Consider the following 23406-nt stretch of genomic DNA (forward strand, 5'->3'; position numbering starts at 1 on the left):
TCCGCCCTGATCCCGAGACCATGCACCAGAACAAGCACCCATTAAGCCACAATAACCGGTTGGAGCTGCTGGCTCCGGCCAAGAACCTCGCCTACGGCATAGAAGCCATCAACCATGGTGCCGATGCCGTCTACATGGGTGGCCCTGCCTTCGGCGCCCGCAGTGCGGCGGGCAACTCCATCGAGGATATCGAGGTGCTGGCGCGCCACGCCCACCGTTTCGGTGCCCAGGTCTTTGTCGCCTTCAATACTTTGCTGCACGATCACGAGCTGGAGCAGGCCCGGCGGCTGACCCACCAGATCTACGAAGCCGGTGCCGATGCGCTGATTGTGCAGGATATGGGGCTGCTGGCCCTCGATCTGCCACCCATCGCGCTTCATGCCAGTACCCAGACCGACAACCGCACGCCGGAGAAGGTGAAGTTTCTGCAGGATGTGGGCTTCTCTCAGGTGGTGCTGGCGCGCGAACTGTCGCTGGCGCAGATCCGCGAGATCAGTGCAGCGACCAATGTGCAGCTGGAGTTCTTTATCCACGGCGCGCTCTGCGTCTCCTACAGCGGCCAATGCAATATCAGCCACGCCCGTACCGGCCGCAGTGCCAACCGCGGTGAATGTGCCCAGCTCTGCCGTCTGCCCTGCTCGCTGCAAAAGCCGGATGGTGAAGTGCTGGTGGCCGACAGTCACCTGCTGTCCCTCAAGGATATGGATCAGACTGACAACCTGGAGGCTTTGATTGAGGCGGGGATCCGCTCCTTCAAGATTGAAGGGCGTCTCAAGGGGCTCGATTACGTCAAGAACGTCACTGCCTGGTATCGCCAGAAGCTGGACGCCATTCTCGACAGCCGCTCCGATCTGGTGGCCGCCTCTGCGGGTCGTTGCAGCTACAGTTTCACGCCTGACCCCAAGAAGAGCTTCAACCGCGGCAGCACCGATTACTTCCTCCATGGCCGCCAGCAGGGGATCGACTCCACCAAAAGCCCGAAATATGTGGGCGAACCGCTGGGGCGTGTCACCAGGGTGACCCGTGACGGTATCGAGATCGATGGCAAACAGGTCACCCTCAACAACGGCGACGGTTTGGGCTTCTTCAAGCCGAACAACGAGCTGGTGGGGATGCGCCTCAACAAGGTCGAAGGTAAGCAGTTACTCCTGTCAGAACGAATGCCGGGGCTAAAGGTCGGGACCGAAATCTACCGCAACCACGATCAGGCGTTCAGCAAGATGCTGGAGAAGGCGAGCGCGGATCGCCGCATCCGGGTCGATATGGTGCTGGCAGAGTGCGATGAGGGCGTGAGCCTCACGCTCACCGACGAGCAGGGCATCAGTGCCGCAGTGATCTTGCCTTGCGACAAACAGCCTGCCGACAATCCTGAGCGGGCGCTGCAACAGGCGCGTGATCAGCTTGGTAAACTCGGCAATACCCTGTTTGTGGCGCGCAAGATTGAGTTGGCATTCACTCACCCGCTGTTTATCGCTGCATCACAGCTCAACGGTTTGCGCCGGGATGGCATCGCCGCGCTGGAGGCGGCGCGGGTGGCCAGCTACCAGCGTCCCGAGCGACGGATCGCCCTGCGGGATATCAGCTATCCCCAGCACCGTCTCTCCTACCTTGGCAATGTGCTGAACAGCGCGGCCGAGCAGTTCTTCCGCGAACACGGGGTGGAGCGGATTGCTCCCGCCTATGAGGCGAACAAGGAGGAGCGTGAAGTGGTGCTGATGATCACCAAGCATTGCATCCGCTATAGCCAGAACCTCTGCCCGAACGAGGTGCCAGGTCTCAAGGCCGAGCCGCTGGAACTCAAGATGGGTAAAGACACCTTCCGCCTGCGTTTTGACTGTAACCGCTGCGAAATGCATGTGATGGGCAGCCTGAAACGCTGATCAATGAGCCCCTTTCTCCATCCGGAAAGGGGCAATTTTATATCGCAGGTTCTCTACCCACCTTCCTTTAATTGCCCCTCTCCAGCGCCAGCAGTGCTTTTTTGATCTCCAATCCCCCCGCATAGCCGGTCAGGCTGCCGTTTTGGCCGATCACCCGATGGCAGGGAACGATGATCGAGAGCGGATTGCGGCCGTTCGCCGCGCCCACTGCCCGCACCGCATCGGGTTTGCCGATGGCGCGGGCAATATCGCTGTAGCTGCGGGTTTCGCCGTAGGGGATGTCGCACAGCGCTTGCCACACCGCCTGCTGAAAGGCAGTACCACGGGCGGCAAGGGGCAGGGAGAAGCGCTGCAAGCGACCGGCAAAATAGGCGTCAAATTCGGCGAGGAAGGGGGCCAGTGCTCCGTGATCTTGCTGCCAGCCACTCATATCGGGCAGTGCCCGCAGGCCCGCCACAAAGTCTACGTGCACCAGACCGGATTCATTGATGGCGACCAGCAGCTCGCCGCAGCGGGTCGGCAGGATATCGTAGCGGATCATGGGGTTATCTCCTGTTGTTGGTTATCCGGCTGGTTTTCGTTGCCAGTGGCATGGATCAGAAAATCGGGCGCTGCACTCATGGCATGCCACAGCCAGCTGGCCGCATAGCTGCGCCACGGCTGCCATGCTGCGCTTTGCGCCAACACCTCCTTCACCGGCAGCTTGGTGCCGCCTCCGAGTGCCTTTTGCAGTACCAGATCGGAGGCGGGGAAGGCATCGGTATCCAGCCCGCAACGCAGCCGCCAGTAAGCGACCGTCCATGGGCCTATGCCTGGCAGCGCCAGCAACTGCTCGTCACTGGCTGTCGTGAGGGTCAGCTCGCCGCTGGCCAGCGCCAGTGCCACGCCCCGCAGGGTACGAATACGGCTGCCGGGCATGCCGATACCGTCGAGATCGAGTTCGCACAACTGGGCGGGGGTCGGTAGTTGCGCCACCCCGTATTGCGCCTCGGTGCGCGCCACCAATCGCCCGAGTATGGTGATGGCTCCCTTGACCGAGACCTGCTGGCCGACGATGGCGCGCAGCATCACCTCGTATTCGTCCCAGCCACCCGGCAGCCGCACGCCGGGCCAGCGTGTCTGCAAACGGCCCAGTAGCGGATCCTGACCGAGCTGATCGCCGATCCGCTGCATGTCGGCATCGAGATCCCACATCCGGCGCACCCGGTAGAGCAGATCAGGCAGTGCCGCGAGCGGCAGATCATGGACGGTGAGCTGCAGGCTATGCCCCTTGCCTTGCGCGATACGCACCAGCGCGACCTGATCGCCGACCCGATAGCGCCGCTCATACACCTCGCCATCTACCCGCTCCAGCCCCGGGATTGCTCGCAGCCGGTAGAACGCCAGCATGGCCGATACGTCATACGGGGGGCGATAGGGCAATTGCAGCGTCAGGGTTGCGCCGCGCGGCTCCGAGCCTATGTGCTCTGGCGCATGCTCCTCTTGTTGGCGCAGGGTGCGTGGGGCCAGCCCGTAGGCGTTCAGCCAGGCGTCATTGAAGCGGCGGATGCTGGCAAAACCGGCGGTAAACGCGATGTCGGTAATGGGCAGCCCTGTTTCGGTCAGCAGTCGTTTCGCGAGCAGCAGGCGGCGCGTCTGCTCCACCTGTTTTGGCGAGGCGCCGAGGTGCTGCTCGAACTGGCGGCGCAGGGTACGTTCGCTTATCCCTGCCTCAGTGGCCAGTTTGGCGAGCGTTCCCTCCGCCAGCTCGCCGCGATCGATGCGCGCCAGCAGACGTGCCAGTTCAACCGGCAGATCGCCACGGGCGGCGGGGGCCAGCTCGGGGCGGCAGCGCAGGCAGGGGCGCAGCCCATACTGCTCGGCGGCCGCGGCGCTTTGGAAGTAGCGCACGTTGTGCTCGTGCGGTGGCCGTGCCGGGCAGACTGGCCGGCAGTAGATGCCGGTCGAGATGACGCCGGTAAAAAAACGGCCATCAAAGCGAGCGTCGCGGGCGAGCCGTGCGGCGTGACACTGTTCACGGCTGAGGGTGTTGATCACCTCATCCGGTGACGACTCTGGGCTGGGCTTTGCATTCATGGTGTTGGCGGCTTTGCTGGAATAGATGGCAAGAGAGTAAGGGGGCTCGGGGGCCATGACTAGCCAGAAACGGACAGGGATAGCAAAAATTGGCGAAAGGTTTTTTTACTCTTTCCTTGCACGGTTGGGTTTCACTCTTCGCTCCGTTGTTGTCCATTTGGCAATGCTCGGCAGAAGAGCTCATAACGGATGGGGTCGGAGGCTCGATTGGCCTATCTTTATTTGCTTAGCGAGATTAGTGGCGGCGAAAACTGCTTATAAATTAATAAAAGATCACATAATTATCTTTTTTACATTGAATGTGGTGATTTTGTGTTGTTCAATTGAGTCAGTTAATTTCTGGTGATTATTAAGTCATCACATCTGCGGCCCAAGGCCGACCAATAACAACACTTGCCAAGGATGATAAGTGAACGACTGTAAGGCATGGCCCCATTGCCGGGGGTTTAGTCTGATCGAGTTGTTGATCGCCATGACGGTTGTCAGCATTCTCGCAGCCATCGCGTTGCCAGCGTATCAGGGTTATCTGCAACAGGGACGTCGTTACGAAGCACAGCAGCAATTGCTGGAGCAGGCGCTCGCCCTCGAACGTATCTATACCCAACAGGGGCGTTATCCCGCCACGTTTGCCACCCCTTCCAACACGGATTTCTACCAGTTCAGCTACAGCCAGCAAGATGCTGGCGACTATCTGCTCAAAGCCATTCCAACGACGCGACAACAGGATGAATGCGGCACTCTGACCCTCGATCAGACCGGTTATCGCGCGGCCAATCGCCATGACTGCTGGGGATCATAAGATGAACGTGCGCGGATTTACTCTGATTGAGTTGATGATCACGGTCGGCATCGCCGCTATTTTGCTGCTAGTCGGGTTGCCCTCCATGAGTCAGCGCCTCGCGGCCGAACGACTCGATCGCAGTGCGACCGAGCTCGCGTCAGCCTACCGCTTTGCCCGCAGCGAAGCGGTCAAGCTGACCCTGCCGGTGGTACTGCAGGGCACCGAGAACGGTGGCTGGGAGGTGATGGCTGACAGCAAGTTGCTGCGTCAGGCGGCAGCACCTGCTGGCGGCGTGGTGATCAAACCGTTTGAGCCGATCCGGATCGCGCCAACCGGCAGCAGCAGCCACGCCGAGATCACTCTGGCCAATCGCCTCGGAGATCAGCGCGTGCTCTGTGTGGCGCCGAGCGGCCAGCTGCTGCACGGGAGCTGCTCATGAGACACGCCGCACTTGCCCGCCAGCAAGGCTTCAATCTGGTGGAGATCATGGTCTCCATGGTATTGGCGGTGATGGTGTTTCTCGGTCTCGCCAAGGGGCAGGTGGTCTCGTTGCAGCAGGCGCACTATAGCCTGCAGAGTACGTTGGCCACGATTGAGGCGAGCAACAGTGTGGAGCAGATCTGGGGTTCGCTGTGCGAAGTGCAGCGAAAGCCGGAGCGGTTCACCCAGGGCGATTTTCTTGCCCGCTTCACCCTGCACGAGGGCCACCAGCTGGTGCTGCCTAGTCGCTACAGCGACCACTTTGTGGTCGCCATCGAGTGGCGTGATGCGCGGATCTCCGGTGCCAGGCGGGTTGAGCTGAACGCAGGGTTTCCGCCACTATGCTGAACGTTCCCTTCCGACAGCGAGGTGTCAGTCTCGTCGAGCTGATGATCTCCATGGTGCTCGGTCTGATGCTGATGCTGGCGATTTTTGCCGGTTACGTGCCCATCAAGAGCACGGTCGAGCAGAGCAAGGCGTTGGAGCAGGCGAACGAGGTGCTGCGCTTTGCCACTCTCACCTTTACCAACAGCATCAAGCAGGCGGATCAGCTGATAGCGGTCACCCCTGATCGCCTGACGCTGGCTTTCAAGGTAGAGGGGGGCAGTCAGGTGCTCTCCTGCCTTGGCAACCAGAAAACCGCCGATTTTACCGAGCAGTACCGCTTCACGCCGCCGGTACTCAGTTGCGATGACGGGGATGGCCCGCGTCTGTTGCTGGCCCATCTTCAGGATCTTGAATTCGGCCAGCAGGGGGCGCTGGTCAATATCCGTATCTTGCCCGAAGGGCTGCCGAGCTATCTGGCGCCGGGGGTAGAGGTGCAGGTGGCACGCCGCAAGGCGGTCTGGGCGGCAGCACTGGCCACATCCGGTGCAGGGGGAGCAGGATGAACAAGGGATTGCAGGGGCAGCGGGGAGCCGTATTGCTGGTGGTGCTGGTGGTGAGCCTGCTGTCGAGCCTGCTGGTGTTTACCAGCATTCAGGAGAATCAGCTGCAAACCCGCCTGAGCGGCAATTTTCACAAGAAGATCAATGCGCAGCTCAGTGCCGAGCAGGGGATGAACGACAGTTATCGCGCCCTGCATCAGGCGCTCGGCGCCGAACCACGGATAGAGTGGGATCAACTGGTGCAGAAGGTGCCTGGCAAGGGGGAAGGGGCCATGGCGGGCAGCCGCTTTCGCATCGATCAGCTGGATGCCTCTACAGGCAGCAAGTTGGCGTTGCAGAGCCATGGCCGTTATCTGGAGGGCAATGCCAGCCTCAACGCCCTGTTTGCCCTCAAGCGCGAGCCGGGCAATCTCATCTTTCAGGATTCGGTGGTGGCGTGTGAAGGGTTGAGCCTCTCTGGGAGCGGTTTTATCGACAGCTACGATTCGCGCAAGGGGGCGTACAAGGAGTCTGTTTCCGGGACTCTTAATCAGGGGCAGAACGCCAAGGTGGCGACCGTCAGCGACAAGGCCAATGTGGTGCTCGCCGGGCACTCCCCCATCTGGGGTGATGTGCGGGCGACCGGCTCGGTGACCTTGAACGGTTCTTCACCTGTTGCGGGTAATGTACTTGCTGGTGGCGACATCACAATTTCTCCCTCTGATGGGGTCGTCAGGGTTGAGGGCAGCGTAAACGGGAGTGGAAATTTTGCCTTGCAAGGGGGGCATATTGCCGGAGCTGTTGCGATCAATGGTGATGTTTCTATGGGTCATGGCACAAGCATTGCTGACGACAAGTTGAACTATGGTGGGAACGGGGCATTCCTTGATGCCAAGCATCAGAAGTATCTGTATCCCCAATACCGAACTCATCCCAAGCTACCGCCTGTGGCCGGGCAGGTGTGTGACCCGCTCAATGTGGCCGCGTTGCCCAAATCGTTCCTCCCTGCAACGCTGCCCATCAATGGCCCGCTGACGCTCGGGGCCACCCAGCAGATGGTGCTGACCACGGATCCCTCCACCGGCTCGGTCACCAGCAGCAACCAGCAAAAGCCCGGGCTGCCGTTCCCCGGCAAGGGGGATCTGTTTGGCAAGGAGCAGACCGTTTACAAGCTCGACAGCCTCAATATGGGGGCCGATGCCAGTCTCACCATCAAGGGGGATGTGGTGCTGCTGATCGACAAGGATTTCACCATGACAGGCAGCAACAAGTTGACGGTGAGCGAGGGGAGCAGCCTGATCCTGATCGTCAGCGGTAAGGTCGATCTTGGGGCCGGTGCCGAGGTGACGGCAGCCAAACAGGGGCTGACCGCTAGCGGTACGCCCGCTATCTCTATCTATTCCGCGTATAGCGGCAAGGATGGGGTCAAGCTGTCGGGCAATACGCCGCTCTATGCCGCTCTCTATGCCCCGCTCACCGAGATGAAGATCAGCGGAAGTGGCGGTCTGTACGGGGCGGTGCGGGCAAAACACCTGACCGAGAGTGGCGCGGGCGGTGTGCACTATGACGAGGCGCTGGGCATGGCAGATTTGGGGGATGATCAGGGGCCGCCTCCGACACTGGCACTGCGGCAGTGGCACTTTGTGCAGTGAGGCTGGCGAGTCGCTAAAAAGGATCGAATGGGGCGCGCAACTGTGAGATGGTGGAGATCTGTCCACCCAGTTGTTCACTATTGAGGAGTGCTCCATGCCAGGCCCCGCTCGCGCCGGTGCCCTGATCTATGCCAAGGATCCGGGCCTGCTGACCCACTTTTACCGTACCCTGCTGCAGATGGTGGTCTGCAGTCAGGATGAGCAGTTGGTGGTGCTGGAAAACAGCGATATCCAGCTGCTGATCCACGCCATTCCCGAACCTTATGCCGAGCAAGTCGTTATCAAAAGGCCCCCGGAGTTGCGGGAAGAGGGGGCCATCAAGCTGTTCTTCACCGTCTCCAGCCTCGCCTGGGCAGAAGCGAAGGCGGCGGATCTCGGTGGCGGTTTGCTGCCACAGCAGTGGACAGGGCCCGGCTTTGTGGTGCGCAACGCCTTCGATCCTGAGGGCAATATCCTGCAACTGCGCGAGTTGCTGGGTTCCCCTGATCCTCTCTGAATTCTCTCTTTTTACAGCATGGTGGTGGCGTGCTGTGCCATGCACCGCCATAAAAATGAACCGCCATAAAAACGGGGCCCTGTAGTGGTCAACTAAAAAGGGCCCCGTTCTGCTGTTAGCTTACTGCGCTCATTACTTCAGGTAGCGCTGTTCCAGATGCTGGCGAAGCCAGTGCGGGTTGAGCGCTTCACCGGTGGCGCGGCGCACCAGCTCGTCGGTGCTGTGCAGGCTCCCCTGTGACCAGATGTTGCGCCCGAGCCAGCCGAAGATCTCCGGCAAGCGGCCCGCCGCGATCACCTCCCCCATGCTGCCCAGCTCTTTCTCGAGGGCAAAACGCAGCTGGGCGGCATACATGGCGCCCAGGGTGTAGCTCGGGAAGTAGCCGAACGAGCCGTCGGTCCAGTGAATATCTTGCATGCAGCCATTGCGGTAGTTGCCCTTGGTGGAGAGTCCCAGCCACTGCTGCATCTTGGTGTCCCACAGCTCGGGGATGTCGGCCACCTCGATCTTCCCTTCCACCAGATCGCGCTCCAGCTCGTAGCGCAGGATAACGTGGGCCGGATAGGTCACCTCGTCCGCATCGACCCGGATAAAGCCCGGCTCGACCCGGCTGTAGAGCTTGGCCAGATTGTCCGGCGCAAACGCCGCCTGCTCGCCGAAGTGGTGACGAATGCGTGGTGCCAGCAGCGCGAGGAAGGCCGGATGATGCCCCAGCTGCATCTCGCAAAACAGGCTCTGGCTCTCGTGGATCGCCATGGAGCGCGCTTCGGCCACCGGCTGACCCAGCAGATGACGCGGCAACCCCTGCTCGTAACGGGCATGACCGGTCTCGTGCACTATGCCCATCAGGCTGGAGACAAACTCCTGCTCGTTATAGCGGGTGGTGATCCGCACGTCGGTTGGCACGCCGCCACAGAAGGGGTGACTGCTCACATCGAGCCGGCCGTGGGCGAAATCAAAGCCGAGCAGTCCCATCACCTCCTGACCGAGCGCTTGCTGGGTGGGGATGGGGAAGGGGCCTTGCGGCAGCAGCAGGGCATCGCCCTTCTGCTGTTCACTCACGGTCTGGATAAGAGCCGGCAGCCAGCTGGCGAGATCGCCGAAGATCTGATCGAGCCGTGCGCTGGTCATGCCCGGCTCATAGAGGGCCAGCATGGCGTCGTAGGGGCGCACGCCAAGCGCATCGGCCCGCAGCTGCGCTACTTCACGGGAGAGTTTCACCACCTCCTCGAGATTGGGAGCAAAACCGGCCCAGTCGTTGTTCTTGCGCTGGCTGCGCCAGGCGTGCTCGCACTTGCTGCCAGCGAGCGACAGCGCTTCGACCAGCTCACCGGGCAGCAGGCTGGCATCTTGCCACTGGCGCTTGATCTCGCCGAGATTGGCCCGTTGCACTTCATCGAGCGGCTCACTCTCGGCCTTGGCAATCCAGTCGCCCAGCTCGGGAGCGGTGCGCTTCTGGTGGATTAGCAGACCGAGTTCGGCCATCGCTTCGGCGCGGGCATCGTTGCCCCCTTCCGGCATCATGGCCGCCTGATCCCAGCCGCAGATGGCGGCGAGGTGGCTAAAGCGGTGGATCTGCTGCTGATGTTGTTCAAGCTTTTGATATGACATGGGATTGTCCTTGTTATCGTCCCTGATGGTATGCCGCCCCGTACCTGGCATGCTCGGGGCCGTTCGATGCTAACACCGCCGCTGTATAGTTGACCACCTTCATGCAGGCGGGCCAAAGGCGTGGGGGCGAAACGCGGATTAGCCGAGCCGCTTCTGGTGCCGTTCGCGGTTTTCCGCTTTTTTGCGTTCGCTTTTACGCAGCAGCACGTATAGAGCACCGCTGCCGCCGTGGCGACGCTCTGCGCTGTGGATCGCCATGACGGCGGGCAGTTGCGGCAACCAGGCGCTCACATAGCTTTTCAGCAGGGCGCGCGGGGTGCTGCGCTCCCCCTTGCCGTGCAGGATCAGCAGACAGCGGATATCCCGGACTTCACAATCCGCAATGAACTGCACCAGCGTCTGGCGCGCCTCATTGAGGGTTTTCTGGTGCAAGTCCAGGCTGGCCTGAAGCTCGTATTTGCCGAGCCGCAGCTTCTTGTAGACCCCCTCCTGCACCCCATCGCGTTTGAAGCCGACGATTTCGTGCGGATCGCGCATCTCGATGGCCTCCATGGTGAGGTGGTCGAGGGCGAGTTGTTCGGCAGTGGCAGCCTGGCGGCGAGCGAGCTGCGCCTCGGTCGGGGCGGATTTGGCCGCATGGGGATGGATGTTGTCGCTGCGAATGGGCCGCACGTCGGCCACTTCATTCATGAATAGCGAGAGTTCGTCGTTATGAGACACGGCAGGCTCCCCATAAGAAAAAGTGGGGGCCATTATAACGGCCGTAACCGGCACAGAAAAAGGGGAAAGGGGCAGGGGATAAGGGGCGCCCAGCATGGACACTGGTGCAGTCTGGCCCGGGAATCACAGTCGCGAACCATAAAACAGCACAGGCGGTCAGTGTGAGCTGCCGCCTGTGGTCAGAGGATTATTTTCCCTCTTTGGGCTGTTGAGAATGGGGTTGCTGTGAATGAGGCGGTTGCGAGTGCATCACCTTGTAGATGAAGTAGGCCGCGTAAGAGCTGATGAGCAAGAAGGTGCCGATAATCACCAGCATCGACATCAATCCCACGCTGTTGCCAAACATCAGGTCCAGCCAAAAGTCCATTTTATTGCTCCTGTCACCCGGTTGATGACAGGCATGATAAATACCTCTTTGCCCCGTCTGGGATGATCCCGATCAACTCCCTTGCAGGTTGTTTAATAACCAGTGCGATCTGTGATCGTTCTCACTGGACTCCTTGCGACCGAGCCTGCACAGGGCCCGGTGTGGTGAGCGGGGTAATGCGCCACCCCTGCTGCTCCAGCAACGTCAGCAACCCCTGTTCGCCGTAAAGGTGCAGGGCGCCTACCACGATAAAGCTCTCGTTGGGCAGGGTGGACCATTTCTTCAGCCAGTTGTGGTTGCGCTCGGCCAGCAGGGTCTGCTCCATCCAGCTTTGTAGCGCGGGCGGGGCCATCTCCTCCTTGAGCAGATTGATTAGCGTCGCCTCATCTCCCTGCTGCCACGCTTTCATCACGGCGGCGAAACCACTCTCCAGCATCGGTAGCTCATCCAGGGTGCTGGCGAGCATCAGGGTCTGGTTGTCACCCACGCTGGCCAGATAACCGAGCTGCTCCAGCAGGGTCTCAAAGCCCACCACCGGTTTGCCCTCTTTGGCGGCCCGGGTGGCAAAGTGCTGGTCTATCCCGAGTTCACTCTTGAAGTCGGAGCGGGCCATGGCGGCCTGGGTCAGGGTAATGGCGGCAAACCATGGGCGCAGGGTGGCGAGGGTCGCCTCGTCGATGCCATAGCGGGCACCCGCCATCAGGGTGCGTTGATAGAGCTCGGCAGGCAGATGATCCTTGAGCGGTTTGCCATCCACCAGTCGGGTGAGTGAGCCGGTCTGTTGCCACTGATCCGGTGTGATGCTGTTCATGTCCACCTCCATCACCAGTGCGCGACTCTGCAGCCAGGCACGCTCGACTGGCTCGGGCAGAGGATAGAGGGCTGGTTTGCCCGCATGGATGGAGCCCAGCAGCCAGTGTTGCTGGTTGCCCTTGCTCACCCGATAGAACGCGGGATCGGCAAAAGCGTGCAGCGGTAGCAGCAGGCAGAGCAGGAAGGCAAAGAGGGTGCGATGAAATCTCATGGGGATCCTTAATTTGCGCCGGGTGACTTCTCTTGCTGACAATAACTCCTATGATAAGTCCTCATTTCAGATAACCAAGAGGTTTGCCATGCCCCATCTTCGTTTTCGCGCCGTGGCGCTCGAGACCCTGCAACAGGTGAGCGGCCCGCTGCTGGCCGAGCTTTGCGAGCTGACCGGCGGCAAGCCGGAGTTTGTCACCATGGAGCGGATTGATAGCTGCTGGATACGCAACGGCGAGCCAGAGACGGGTTTTCCGTTTGTCGAGCTGTACTGGTTTGAGCGGCCACAAGAGATGCAGGACGCCGCCGCGCGCCTTATCACGCGCCATTTGAAGCAGGTGCTGGGGGAGCAGACCTATGTGGTGGTGCAGGTGATTCCCTTGGTCAAGAGCGCCTACTACAGCAATGGCGAGCACTATTGAAGAGAGGGACAAACCAGGTTGGCGGGACGGGGGACGCCGCTACCCGGCTAACACCACTTGGGCGGCAGGATGCTTGTCGCCAATCACGGGATCAGGCCGATTTGGCCAGCAGTATATCGAGCCAGCGAGTGGGCAATACCCGTCGCAAGAAGGCAAACAGCCGGGTCGGAGTGGTCACTGGATAGCGTGCCTTGGGATGGGCGTGGGTCAGCGCATGGAGCAGCGGCGGGATGCAGGCTTCGCTGGAGAGGGTAAAGCCGCTGGTTGCTCCCTCTTTTTCCAGCCGCGTCAGGGTCTGGCGGTAGGCCGACTGATGACGGCTCTGGGCCGGATCGATGTGCCGCAAGAAGGCGCTGCGGGCATTGGCACGAAAACGGGTATCGATGGGGCCTGGTTCAATCAGGCTGATATGTACCCCGCTACCCGCCAGTTCGAGGCGCAGAGTGTCGCTATAACCTTCCAGTGCAAATTTGCTGGCGTTATAGGCGCCGCGATACTTCATGGCAACCAGCCCCAGAACCGAGCTGTTCTGCACTATCCGCCCCTCTTTGGCCTCCAGCATCGGCGGTAGCACCTGACGGATCAGATGGTGCCAGCCAAACAGGTTGGTATTGAATTGTTCCCTGAGCGCCTCGGTGGGCAGATCTTCCAGCGCCCCAGGTTGGCCATAAGCGCCGTTGTTGAACAGGCCATAGAGGCGCCCGCCTGCCAGATGGAGCGCCGCACTGGCACCCAGCTCGATGGAGGCGGGGTCAGCCAGATCCAGCTGTACCGCCAGCAATCCCTGTTGCTGCAAGCGGGCCACATCTTCCGCCTTGCGCGCCGAGGCAATCACGGTAAAACCGTGCTGCCCGAGCGCCTGTGCGGCGGCGAGGCCAATACCGCTGGAACAACCGGTGATCAAAACAAAACGGGGCATGATGGCGTCCTTGTGACTGCTGACAAAAGCGTGCTGGTGAGTGGATAAAACCCTTATCCGGCTCGCATGTTAGCCTGCCAACCGGAAAAAAGAAAACCGGGCCAAGTGGCCCGGTTTGCTGACATCGTATTGCCTGATTACATGAAGGTAAGCGGCATGATGATGTGGAACTTGACGTCGTGCTCGGAGGCGAAGATGTTGGGGTAATCGGTCCAACCGCCGCCCTGGCTGATGTCGTTGTTGTAGTCGGTGTAGTGCAGTTTGAACAGGGTGCCTTTCAGCTTGCCATCCTGCACGGTATAGCTGACATCGAAGTTGACGGCCCACTCGGTATCCTCGCCGTTGGCTGCTTTCTTGCCTTGGCCATTTTCGATATCCCAACCGTAGGCGCCGGATACACCGACAGCCCAGCCCGGCGCACCAACCAGATCATCCAGAGAACGGGTCACGCCGAAGAACAGTGCTTTTTCGTTGTTGGCGTTCCAGTCAGAGCGGGAATCCCACCAAATTTCGTTGGCGCCCTGGGAGTTGGCGTAGCCACGGGTCAGACGGGGCAAGTAGTTGCCTTCCGCACCTTCAGCCTTGGTCCACAGACCTTCCAGACGGAAGCCGTATTGGGCGTAGTTCCAGGCTGCAGTCAGTGCTTGTTGCCATGCCAGGCCGTCGTAAGTTTCAATCTGGGAGCCGCCCTTGGTGTAGGTCTCGGTCTCGGAACCGTAGAACTGGTAGCTGGTGGCGAGGCCGCCCAGTACGTCAAACTTGTGAGCCAGTTTGAAGTGGTAGCTGTCCATGTAGCCTTCGGACTGACCGAAAGAACCGGTCACGGCAGTGCCATTTTCAAAGGTGTAACGAGCCGCGATACCGTGGATATAGTCGATGACGTTTTCATCAGCGAACGGATCCATCCACGCTTTGGCGCGAGAGAAGACCTGAGTCTCTTTGTACCAGGGGGCCTTGTACTCGTCAGCGATGGCGTAGGTCAGGTAGAGACCGCCAAAGTTGCCTTCGACTTGACCACCACGATAGGTACCCGGCTGATAGGACCAGTTAACACCGATTTGGCCAGGGACATACAGCTGGGTGTAACCACCCTTGGCAGTCACACCGCCGTCCAGGAATTTCAGCTTCAGAGCTGCGTTGGAGAGGCTGAAGCCACCCTCGGGAGAGCCATCTTTGTAGTTGTTGCCCCAGGAGTTGCCTGCAAAGGAGAATTCGTTCTCCTGGTTGACCGGATGGTTTTCGGTAACGGCCAAGTCATAGGCACCGAAGCCGCCCAGATCCAGACCAACAGTGTCCCAGGCATAACCGGAGTTGAAGTTGAGAGCTGCCTGGACGGTGGAATGGCTCAGGTTGGACTGGTACTTGCCTTCTTTCTTGGCGGCAGTCGGGTCACCATCGATGCGCTGACGATCACGCTGGAAGTAGAACAGGCCACCGGTCAGTTTGGAGTCTTTTACGAAGGTTTCATAGGACTGGCCATATTCCGGGCTCATCATATCCTGGGCTGCCAACGCCATGCCGGGGGCGACCAGAGCGGCTACCACAGCGGCACTCAAAGCGGCGCGCTTGAAGATCACTTTTTCCATTTTTATTGCTCCTGATTTTATGGACTTAGCTTTTTTCCGGCAGCTGGCATCGGGCCTACCGCTCGGTATTGGCATTGCAATCAAAACCCCGAAGGGCAAAAAATCTTCTCTTGGTTATCTGCAAACCCGGATGTCTTGGCACATCTGTAGTTGGCAGTCCTGATCATCACATGTTGTTTTTTTGTTCCGATTCTTGGCTATCGGACAACTCCAAGAGTACGTTCGCGGTGCGAAATATCAATGAAAAGTTCCCTCAACGTTTCAAAAGTATGACCGAGTGCAAATAATCATGGGCAAGGTCGTAAACAGCCTCATGGCAGATATCACGGTAATGAGAGCGTTTTCTTGGAGGTGTGGCCAGCGCCGGTGCGGGTTTTCATCAGATACGGGGGAAGGGAAGCTGTTAACCTGCAGGCAACATATAATTTTGTGCTACAAAAAAACTTTCCCTCTGGTCGAGGGAAAGTGAATTGGTGGGGATGTGGGGCGAATAGGGTCAGCCTTGCTGGCCGAGGATGCGGGGGATCTGTTGCGCCTGATGGTGGATATGGGACGAGACCTGCACCGAGAGTTGGCTTACCTGACAGGTCTGCTGACGAATACGGGCGATCAAATCGGCAAAACTGGCCAGCTTGTGCTCCTGACTTTTGGCATTGTCGGCGCCCTGCAGGGCGATCACTGCGGTGTTGCGGGCGATCTCCCGCACCGCCTGGGTGGTCTGGCGCAACTGCTCGGCTTGTGCCCGTTGGCGGCTTGACTCGCTGGTGATCCGGTTCAGCACGGTGCCAAGCTGTTCACCAGATTGGGTCAGACGCCGCAGAATCTCGGTGATCTGGTTGAGGGATTGCTGGGTATTGGCCGAGAGGTGGCGAACTTCATCGGCGACCACGGCAAAGCCGCGCCCCTGTTCCCCTGCACGGGCCGCTTCGATGGCGGCGTTGAGGGCCAGCAAGTTGGTCTGCTGGGCGATATGACTGATGACATCGACAATGTCCGTCACATCGGCAACCGAGCGGGTGAGGGCTTCCAGCGCCTCATCGCTCTCGTCAATTGCCAGCCCGGTCTGACGAGTAGCGTGCAGCATGCTCCCCACCAGATCTTCGCTCTGGCTCATCGCCTGTTCGTTATGGTGGGCATGCTGGGCGATGTCGGCGGCGACCTGATGGACCTCTCCGGCCAGCTGGTTCAGCTCATCCATCATCTGGCCGCTCTCGTCGACCACCTGTTCGGTGGTGCGGGTGCTGTGGTGGATCTCGTCAACCTGGCTGACCATCCCTTGCAGACTGAGGGATACCGCTGACAGCTGCCCCTCTTTTTGCTGTTGGTCCAGTTGCAGACGACCGATCAGCCGGTTGTAGCTGGCAACGATATCGGCCAGCTCGTTGCGATCGCGCCCGTCAGGCAACGGCTCGGCCTGCCCCGTCTGATCGAGCTGTAGAAAGGCTCCGCGCAGTCGCAACAAGGGGGTGAGCAGCCAGCGTCGTTGCACCAGCGCAAACAGCAGGGCGACTATCACCAGACAGAGCGCCAGCGTACCGAGGATGGTGGCCAGCTCCTGATTGACTGCTTGCCGATCGCGGGAAAGTTGTTCCCCCATCTGTCTGGTCGCTTGCAACATGGCCATGATGTCTTGCTGCACGGTCTGGCGGCCAGCCTGTTGTTGCTGAAGCGCCGTGCGGCTGTTGGCCAGCTCCTGCGGATAGCGGCCCAGCAGCGAGCGTAATTCGCTGCGCGGTTGATCTCCCAGCTCCTTTCGCACCGGCTCCCCCAGCGTGAACTCATCGGCGGGCGCCTCTTCATACAGGCCGAGCAGCGGCAAGGCTTGCAGCGCTTGCGCCTGTTTTTGCAGTGCCTCCAGCTCGAAGCGGATCCCTTCGAGCAGCTTTTCATTGCCCTGTTCCATATAGCTTTGGCGCAAATGGGCGAGGCGCGGCAGGCTCGCCAGGATCTCGGTTGCAGCGCGGCGATATTGCTGTGCTGCGGCAGATTGTTCCGTGCTGGCGCCTTGCTCCCCATAGCGGATCAGCGCCATGGCCTGGCTGCCCAGCTCACTCTCCGCATTTTGCAGCAGCAGTTGGCTGTTGCCCGAGAGCTTGCCTGCGACCTGATAGTCGTGCGCGATGCGCTGCGCCATCTGCTCGAGTTGCTGCCTGAGCGGGGCCGCCACGGCATCATCCTGAGCGGCCAGCGAGGAGAGCGCTTGCTGACGGATCTTCTCCGCAGCTGTCAGTTGTTGTGGATCGCCGCTGTTGAGGTAGTCACGCAGGCTGTTTTGCAGGGTCACTGTCACCAGTTGTTGCAGCGTCTCGTGCTGATGCTGGGCCTGATTGGTATGGGCAAGCTGTTGCCAGCCGTGGTAGAGGGCCAGCGCCTGTCCTCCCGCAACCAGTAACAAAACAAGGGAGGATAGGGTGGCGTAATGGGCGATTTTCACGGGGTAATTCCTGTCAGCACAGACCATGGAGGAGCGTGGCCCGAGCCTAAACAGGGATGGTGGCGTTTTTATGACAGCGCGGGTCAGGTGGCCCCATTTTGCCGATTTAACTGGCTGGGGATACCTGCGCGCTGTTGCGTTGGCCCAACATACCGAGCAGGGCGCCCCCCATGATAAGTGCACCGGCCAGCAGATGGCGCGAGGTTAGCTCCTCTCCGTTCAATGTTACTAACAGCAAAGTACTCAGCAGAGGGGTCAGGTAGGCAAGGGCTCCGATCCGGCGTGGATCGCCGTCTCGCAGTGCCAGATACCAGGTAACGAAGGCCGCCCCCATCGGGCCCAGCGCCAGCCCGATGATCAGCCACCAGTCACTGGTGGGGAGCTGCGCGAGCGGCAGAGGCCCTTCGAGCAGACGGGCAAGCAGCAGCGCCAACAAACCTGCGGGCAGACAGGCTGCCGCAGTGACCACGGCGGGGGCTGGCGGCAGACGGCGTGATAATACCGAGTAGGCTCCCCAGACGACTGCCGCGCCCAGTGCCAGCAGGTATCCCGGCAGATAGGCCTGCTGCAGTTGCAGCTCGCCGTTGACCATCACCAGCATGGAACCCGCCAGACCAAAGGCGCCAGCCAGCAGGTGACGGGCATGGAGTGGATGGCCGGGCAACAACAGTGGGGTGAACAGAATGATGCAGAGCGGCCAGAGGTAGTTGATGAGGTTTGCTTCCAGCACCGGGGCATGGCGAAAGCTCATAAAGAGCAGCAGATGGTAGAGCAGCAATGCCGCAACCGTCACCAGCCAGGTAATCGGACGAGCATGCCACTGGCGCCAGAACGGCAAGGCCCCGACCCCGCAGAAAAACAGCACCAGCCCGACCAGTACCAGTGGTGACACGCTGGTAACCCGTGACGTCAGCGCCGCCAGCGAGGCCCACAGCACAATGGTCAGCAAGGCAAAACCGGTGGATCTATCCCACCAGGAACATCCGGACATCCAACACTCCTTTGCAAGATGAAGCTGCTGGCTTTGCCGCAGGGCTCAGCCAAAAAAGCAGTCTATCAGAGAGAGGAGAGATGCCGAATGCCGCGTGAATACAATTACTTGTGACTTGGTGAGAATTTTGATGGTGCAAGCAGAGTGTTGCTGGACGTCGAACTAATCGCCAAAGAGATGAGTGAATGCGAAAAGGGGATGATGGGTGGCGTCCCAGGCAGGATTCGAACCTGCGACCTCGCCCTTAGGAGGGGCGCGCGCTATCCAGCTGTGCCACTGGGACGTGCGGGCATTATATAAAAATGCCAATAAAAATAAACAACTGCGTATGTCTGTCTATCCAGTTGCTTACATTCTGGCCGGATTGTGCGTTTGTGCTCTGGGGGTCAGATAAACAAGTTTGTGGTGTCTGAATAAGAAGGGGTGGGGGGAGGAAGATACTGGTATGCAATAAATTGACTTTGAATTCACTTGTTGCCGTGAGGTATGGCTACCTCTTGTTGTGTTGTGCCACAGGTGTTGAGCTTTTGTCGCTTTATTTTGTTTTAGTGAAATTTTTAGCTTAATCAGTTGGGTAGCTATTAATAATGGCCAATGCTCCCTTGTATTTTAAAGATGAATCATGAGGCCATGGCTCAGCGTCAGGTACGGTCAGTAGCGGGTTTGGAATGGTCTTGTTTGCTTAGTTATATAAATTGCCATAGAGTTAATTCGCGATTAGTTATCGCCGAAAATAAAGTTGTGACAAGGGCAAACCGATTGAAAAGTCGGGACGCAAAGCCTCCGGTCTAAAGGCGTTGTTGAGCTGGGATAGCGGGGCCACCACAGTGTTATGCTGGCTGCCTTTGCCAAGGGGTAGTCGTGTTTGTGTTGCCTGTCGTGTTGTGTTGCCCTTTCGTTTGTCCATAACGTAAAGGAAAACAATATGCTAAGTCCAAAACCCGCATCGCTGGCCATGATGGTCGGCTCCCTGCTTGCCTCATCTGCCGTTTATGCGGCCGCGCCGGGCAAGCCCACCATCGGCTGGGGTCCCACCAAGTTCGCCATTGTTGAAGTGGATCAGGCGGCAACCTCCTACAACAATCTGGTCAAGGTCAAGGATGCCGCCGATGTGGAGGTGAGCTGGAACCTCTGGAGCGGTGACGTCGGCCAGACTGCTGGGGTGCTGCTTGATGGCAAGGAGGTGTGGTCTGGCCCCTCTGCTGCTGCAGGCACGGCCAAATTCAAGGTGAACAAAGGTGGGCGCTACCAGATGCAGGTGGCCCTCTGCAATGCCGATGGCTGTACTCTCTCTGATGCCAAGGAGATCGTGGTCGCCGATACCGATGGCAGCCACCTGGCGCCGCTAAAGGCCGCGTTGCAGGAGAACAACAAGCCCTACGCCAACAAGTCCGGCAAGGTGGTCGGTACCTACTACGTGGAGTGGGGCGTCTATGGTCGCAAGTTCACAGTGGACAAGATCCCGGCCCAGAACCTGACCCATATCCTCTATGGTTTCACCCCCATCTGTGGCGGGGATGGCCTCAACGATAGCCTCAAGGAGATCGAAGGGAGCTTCCAGGCGTTGCAACGTGCGTGTGCCGGTCGTGCCGACTTCAAGGTTGCGATCCACGATCCTTGGGCCGCCGTTCAGATGCCGCAAAGTGGCCTGACTGCCTATGACGAGCCTTACAAGGGTAACTTCGGTGCCCTGATGGCGCTCAAACAGGCTTACCCTGACCTCAAGATCCTCCCCTCCGTCGGCGGCTGGACCCTCTCCGACCCCTTCTACTTCCTCGGCGACAAGAGCAAGCGCGATACCTTCGTCGCCTCAGTCAAAGAGTTCCTGCAGACCTGGAAATTCTTCGATGGCGTTGATATCGACTGGGAATATCCGGGTGGACAGGGCGCCAACCCGAAACTGGGCAGCCCGAGCGATGGCGCAACCTATGTGACCCTGATGAAGGAGCTGCGCGCCATGCTCGATGAGCTGGAGTCGCAGACTGGTCGCAAGTATGAGCTCACCTCCGCTGTCGGCGCCGGTTACGACAAGATTGAAGATGTCGATTACCGCGCGGCCCAGCAGTACATGAGCCACATCTTTATGATGACCTACGACTACAACGGCGCATGGAGCAATACCGAGCTGGGTCACCAGACCAACCTCTACGCGGCGAGCTGGGATCCCAACACCAAGTACACCACCGACAAGGCGGTCAACCTGATGCTGGCGCAGGGGGTTGACCCCGGCAAGCTGGTGGTTGGTGCCGCCATGTATGGCCGTGGCTGGACTGGCGTGAGCGGCTATCAGGGCAACAACCCCTTCACCGGCAAGGCGACCGGCAAGGTGAAAGGCACCTGGGAGGATGGCGTGATCGATTACCGCGACATCGTCAACAACCGTATGGGCAGTGGCTGGGAGAAGAGCTACGACGAGGTGGCCGAGGCTCCCTATCTGTTCAAGGCTTCGACCGGCGATCTCATCACCTATGACAACGACCGCTCGGTCAAGGCCAAGGGGCAGTATGTGCTGGCCAACAAGCTGGGTGGCCTCTTCTCCTGGGAGATTGATGCCGACAACGGCGACATCCTCAATGCCATGCACGAGGGTCTGGGTCACGGCGAGGGAACCACTCCGCCAGCCAACAAGCCGCCGGTGGCCAACGCGGGCAGCGATCTGAGTGTCACCGGCCCGACCGAGGTGACGCTGAACGGCTCCGCGTCCCACGACCCGGAAAATGGCGCCCTCACCTATAGCTGGAAGCAGGTCTCCGGCCCGCAGGCCACCTTGCTGGATGCCACTCAGGCCAAGGCCCGGGTTGTACTCGATGCGGTGACCGCCGACATCAATCTGGTGTTCGAGCTGGCAGTGACCGACGACCACAACCTCACCGCCCGCGATCAGGTGGTGGTCACCAACAAGGCGCCGCAGCCCAACCTGCCGCCACTGGTTAGCCTGCCGGCTACCGCTTCAGTGGAATCCGGCAAGCAGGTGACCCTCAAGGCGACCGCATCTGACCCGAACGGTGATCCGCTCACCTATCAGTGGACGGTACCGGCCGGCCTCACCGCCAGCGGTCAGAACAGTGCCACCCTGGTGGTCACCGGTCCGAACGTTACCAGCGATACCGCCTATGACCTGAGCCTCACCGTCTCCGACGGCGCGCTGGATGCCAGTGCCGCCACCCGTCTGACGGTCAAGCCGGTCAGCGGTGGTGGCGGTTGCTCGGCCACTGATCCGGATGCCGCCAACTGGCCTGCCTGGCAGGCGAGCAAGGTCTACAACGGCGGTGACAAGGTGAGCCACAACCAGCTGGTGTGGCAGGCCAAGTACTGGACTCAGGGCAACGAACCGAGCCGTACCGCGGATCAGTGGTTGCTGGTGAGCAAGGTGCAACTGGGTTGGGATGCCAATGTAGCTTACAACGGTGGCGAGATCACCACCCATAATGGCCGTCAATGGAAAGCGCAATACTGGACCAAGGGCAACGAGCCCGGCAAACACGACGTCTGGCAGGATGTGGGGGCCGCCAGCTGTAAATAAGGCTTGAGTTGTGGCGGGGCATGCTGGTCATGCCCCGCTTTTGCAACCCGCGGCGCTGAACATTGGTTGCTCTGCCAATCCCTCTTTTTCTGCTCTGTCTTGTATCCGGTCAGGCCGACTTGTGGTGCCGGCATGAAGGCTCTCCCCAAGTGATGGCTGCACTGCTCTCTGATAAGGTGTGAACCTGATTCGTGGTAACCTTTCCGCTGTTGTAATTACACTGCTGGAAAGTCTGCGGCCGAATATTTTCAGGTTGCCCAAGAGGCGAGCATCCCGCTGTTGGCGAGACAGGCCAGCGGGTCGGTATCGCCAGGATGAGGGCTTGCTCAACTTCGCTTGCTCTTTTTAAATCTCTGTCCGTCGTCATGCTGTCCCTTCATGCAGTACCTAATCGACGGCATTTGGCTGTTGAACAAGGATGGCAAGCATCATAGCCAGCTTCCCGGATGCTGGTGTTATCCAGGCCAGCGCTCCCGGCAAGGGGATTTCATGGTGTCATACCTGGATCAGGCCGAGATCCTGCAATGAACCGATGCAATAAAAGATGGGGCCTGCGGGCCCCATTCTTGTTTGGTGGAGTTCAGGTTTGGCCGTGGAACATCTGGCCCGGACAGGACAGCGCCTCGAGAGGGCTGTGTGATGATGTGTGGTGTAGTTTTATTACGTTTTCCGTGAAAGGCTTTCAGCAATTACTTGCCGTAGCGGAAGTAGTATTCACGGGTGGAGGGGGCATAGGCATCTTTCTCTACAACGCCGTTCTTGGTGGTTGCACCGCGCAGGTGGAACAGGACTGCCAGATTCTCAAACATGGTTTACCTCATCGCTCTGTCATTTATGGTTATGGTGTGTGACCTAGGTCACGGTTTGATCCTATGGTCATTTGTGAGCCAGATCAACTTTCTGTGTTGTAAATTTACAAAAATCATGGAAAGGGTTTTCAAATGCAATGCCCTTTATGGAAAGGCTTTCCCGAGGTGACGGGGGAGAAGCTGATTACCAGCCAGCATAGAGAGGTCTGAGAGTGGGGGCGTTGCAAGGGGAAAGAGGCTCGCTGCACGGCCTCTCCTTTATAGGTGCTTGAGCCAATTTGTGACATAAAACAGAGAGATAGCACGCGCCTTGCTGGTAAAAACAGCGAACTGCTGCAATTTTGACTAAACGAATCAGTCGCGGTTATTTTAGGGTTGACAGCAAAGCGGGTGATGCCTATCATGCGCCTCCGTTGCCGGAGATAACTTCGTCAGCACCGAGGTGAGTTGGGGTTATAGCTCAGCTGGGAGAGCGCTTGCATGGCATGCAAGAGGTCCGCGGTTCGATCCCGCGTAGCTCCACCAAATTCTCCTCGAACAATCTGGAATCAAAGGGGTTATAGCTCAGCTGGGAGAGCGCTTGCATGGCATGCAAGAGGTCCGCGGTTCGATCCCGCGTAGCTCCACCAGATTCTTGATTGTTGTATTGAATACCCAGGGCAGTGTGGTGTGTATCACCCAAGCCGACCTTTGTGGGGTTATAGCTCAGCTGGGAGAGCGCTTGCATGGCATGCAAGAGGTCCGCGGTTCGATCCCGCGTAGCTCCACCA

General features: G+C 59.3%; 19 protein-coding genes, 4 tRNA genes and 1 riboswitch. Of the genes, 12 read left to right on the forward strand and 11 right to left on the reverse strand.

Annotated elements, in window-relative coordinates:
* Positions 1-20 precede the first annotated feature (20 nt).
* The gene (locus G5179_RS16315) at positions 21-1880 is read left to right on the forward strand and encodes a peptidase U32 family protein (RefSeq protein ID WP_421258731.1); all 1860 of its coding nucleotides are present in this window, start codon (positions 21-23) and stop codon (positions 1878-1880) included.
* A gap of 67 nt (positions 1881-1947) precedes the next feature.
* On the opposite strand, the gene G5179_RS16320 is transcribed toward G5179_RS16315, so the two are convergent.
* Together G5179_RS16320 and G5179_RS16325 are read right to left on the reverse strand one after the other, a co-directional pair.
* On the reverse strand, positions 1948-2421 hold the full coding sequence (locus tag G5179_RS16320; RefSeq protein ID WP_021230358.1) for a methylated-DNA--[protein]-cysteine S-methyltransferase: 474 nt from the start codon (positions 2419-2421) through the stop codon (positions 1948-1950).
* Positions 2418-3956 (reverse strand): AlkA N-terminal domain-containing protein, encoded by a 1539-nt coding sequence (locus G5179_RS16325; RefSeq protein WP_421258732.1) that lies wholly within the window; start codon positions 3954-3956, stop codon positions 2418-2420. Before G5179_RS16325 ends, G5179_RS16320 begins: the two co-directional genes overlap by 4 nt.
* Positions 3957-4365: 409 nt before the next feature.
* On the opposite strand from G5179_RS16325, the gene G5179_RS16330 reads away from it, so the two are divergent.
* The 6 genes from G5179_RS16330 to G5179_RS16355 all read left to right on the forward strand — a co-directional run bounded on the left by G5179_RS16330 (position 4366) and on the right by G5179_RS16355 (position 8231).
* A complete protein-coding gene (locus G5179_RS16330; protein WP_159143118.1) occupies positions 4366-4755 on the forward strand; it encodes a type IV pilin protein in 390 nt (129 codons plus the stop codon).
* A 1-nt stretch (position 4756) separates the two neighbouring features.
* The gene (locus G5179_RS16335) at positions 4757-5176 is read left to right on the forward strand and encodes a GspH/FimT family pseudopilin (protein ID WP_421258733.1); all 420 of its coding nucleotides are present in this window, start codon (positions 4757-4759) and stop codon (positions 5174-5176) included.
* Positions 5173-5565 (forward strand): type IV pilus modification PilV family protein, encoded by a 393-nt coding sequence (locus tag G5179_RS16340; protein ID WP_421258734.1) that lies wholly within the window; start codon positions 5173-5175, stop codon positions 5563-5565. The genes G5179_RS16335 and G5179_RS16340 overlap by 4 nt, the downstream gene beginning before the upstream one ends.
* Positions 5559-6107, forward strand: a complete 549-nt coding sequence (locus tag G5179_RS16345) for a PilW family protein (protein WP_042656732.1) — start codon at positions 5559-5561, stop codon at positions 6105-6107. The genes G5179_RS16340 and G5179_RS16345 overlap by 7 nt, the downstream gene beginning before the upstream one ends.
* Entirely contained in the window at positions 6104-7735 is a 1632-nt protein-coding gene (locus G5179_RS16350; RefSeq protein WP_421258735.1) for a DUF7305 domain-containing protein, read from the forward strand. The genes G5179_RS16345 and G5179_RS16350 overlap by 4 nt, the downstream gene beginning before the upstream one ends.
* A 94-nt stretch (positions 7736-7829) precedes the next feature.
* The gene (locus G5179_RS16355; protein WP_227341251.1) at positions 7830-8231 is read left to right on the forward strand and encodes a VOC family protein; all 402 of its coding nucleotides are present in this window, start codon (positions 7830-7832) and stop codon (positions 8229-8231) included.
* Positions 8232-8363: 132 nt separating this feature from the next.
* Here the strand turns inward: G5179_RS16355 and G5179_RS16360 are convergent, their stop codons facing one another.
* The 4 genes from G5179_RS16360 to G5179_RS16375 all read right to left on the reverse strand — a co-directional run bounded on the left by G5179_RS16360 (position 8364) and on the right by G5179_RS16375 (position 11953).
* The gene (locus tag G5179_RS16360; protein ID WP_335849048.1) at positions 8364-9842 is read right to left on the reverse strand and encodes a carboxypeptidase M32; all 1479 of its coding nucleotides are present in this window, start codon (positions 9840-9842) and stop codon (positions 8364-8366) included.
* A 138-nt stretch (positions 9843-9980) separates the two neighbouring features.
* Positions 9981-10562 carry a DNA endonuclease SmrA gene (gene smrA, locus G5179_RS16365; protein ID WP_005338734.1) on the reverse strand — a complete coding sequence of 194 codons (582 nt, stop codon included), beginning with the start codon at positions 10560-10562 and terminating at the stop codon, positions 9981-9983.
* Between the two features lie 187 nt (positions 10563-10749).
* The gene (locus tag G5179_RS16370) at positions 10750-10929 is read right to left on the reverse strand and encodes a DUF3149 domain-containing protein (RefSeq protein ID WP_005338733.1); all 180 of its coding nucleotides are present in this window, start codon (positions 10927-10929) and stop codon (positions 10750-10752) included.
* Between the two features lie 121 nt (positions 10930-11050).
* A complete protein-coding gene (locus G5179_RS16375) occupies positions 11051-11953 on the reverse strand; it encodes a TraB/GumN family protein (protein ID WP_201987936.1) in 903 nt (300 codons plus the stop codon).
* 88 nt (positions 11954-12041) lie between these two features.
* On the opposite strand from G5179_RS16375, the gene G5179_RS16380 reads away from it, so the two are divergent.
* Positions 12042-12374, forward strand: a complete 333-nt coding sequence (locus tag G5179_RS16380; protein WP_158111423.1) for a DUF1904 family protein — start codon at positions 12042-12044, stop codon at positions 12372-12374.
* A gap of 91 nt (positions 12375-12465) precedes the next feature.
* Here the strand turns inward: G5179_RS16380 and G5179_RS16385 are convergent, their stop codons facing one another.
* The 5 genes from G5179_RS16385 to G5179_RS16405 all read right to left on the reverse strand — a co-directional run bounded on the left by G5179_RS16385 (position 12466) and on the right by G5179_RS16405 (position 18587).
* Positions 12466-13293, reverse strand: a complete 828-nt coding sequence (locus G5179_RS16385; RefSeq protein ID WP_123173634.1) for an SDR family oxidoreductase — start codon at positions 13291-13293, stop codon at positions 12466-12468.
* Between the two features lie 137 nt (positions 13294-13430).
* Positions 13431-14879, reverse strand: a complete 1449-nt coding sequence (locus G5179_RS16390; RefSeq protein WP_204481162.1) for an OprD family outer membrane porin — start codon at positions 14877-14879, stop codon at positions 13431-13433.
* A 496-nt stretch (positions 14880-15375) separates the two neighbouring features.
* Positions 15376-17313 (reverse strand): methyl-accepting chemotaxis protein, encoded by a 1938-nt coding sequence (locus G5179_RS16395; RefSeq protein WP_421258736.1) that lies wholly within the window; start codon positions 17311-17313, stop codon positions 15376-15378.
* Positions 17314-17419: 106 nt separating this feature from the next.
* Positions 17420-18304 carry a DMT family transporter gene (locus tag G5179_RS16400; protein WP_421255670.1) on the reverse strand — a complete coding sequence of 295 codons (885 nt, stop codon included), beginning with the start codon at positions 18302-18304 and terminating at the stop codon, positions 17420-17422.
* A 206-nt stretch (positions 18305-18510) separates the two neighbouring features.
* A tRNA-Arg gene (locus tag G5179_RS16405) sits at positions 18511-18587 on the reverse strand.
* 456 nt (positions 18588-19043) lie between these two features.
* Positions 19044-19131, forward strand: a riboswitch (cyclic di-GMP riboswitch).
* 98 nt (positions 19132-19229) lie between these two features.
* Here G5179_RS16405 and G5179_RS16410 point away from each other — a divergent pair.
* The 4 genes from G5179_RS16410 (at position 19230) to G5179_RS16425 (ending at position 23406) form a co-directional block, all read left to right on the forward strand.
* The gene (locus G5179_RS16410) at positions 19230-21827 is read left to right on the forward strand and encodes a glycosyl hydrolase family 18 protein (RefSeq protein ID WP_421258737.1); all 2598 of its coding nucleotides are present in this window, start codon (positions 19230-19232) and stop codon (positions 21825-21827) included.
* Positions 21828-23085: 1258 nt separating this feature from the next.
* Positions 23086-23161, forward strand: a tRNA-Ala gene (locus tag G5179_RS16415).
* 28 nt (positions 23162-23189) lie between these two features.
* Positions 23190-23265, forward strand: a tRNA-Ala gene (locus G5179_RS16420).
* A gap of 65 nt (positions 23266-23330) precedes the next feature.
* Positions 23331-23406: transfer RNA gene (locus tag G5179_RS16425), tRNA-Ala, on the forward strand.

This window comes from Aeromonas sp. 600886, from assembly GCF_049174935.1.
Lineage (GTDB): Bacteria > Pseudomonadota > Gammaproteobacteria > Enterobacterales > Aeromonadaceae > Aeromonas > Aeromonas veronii_A.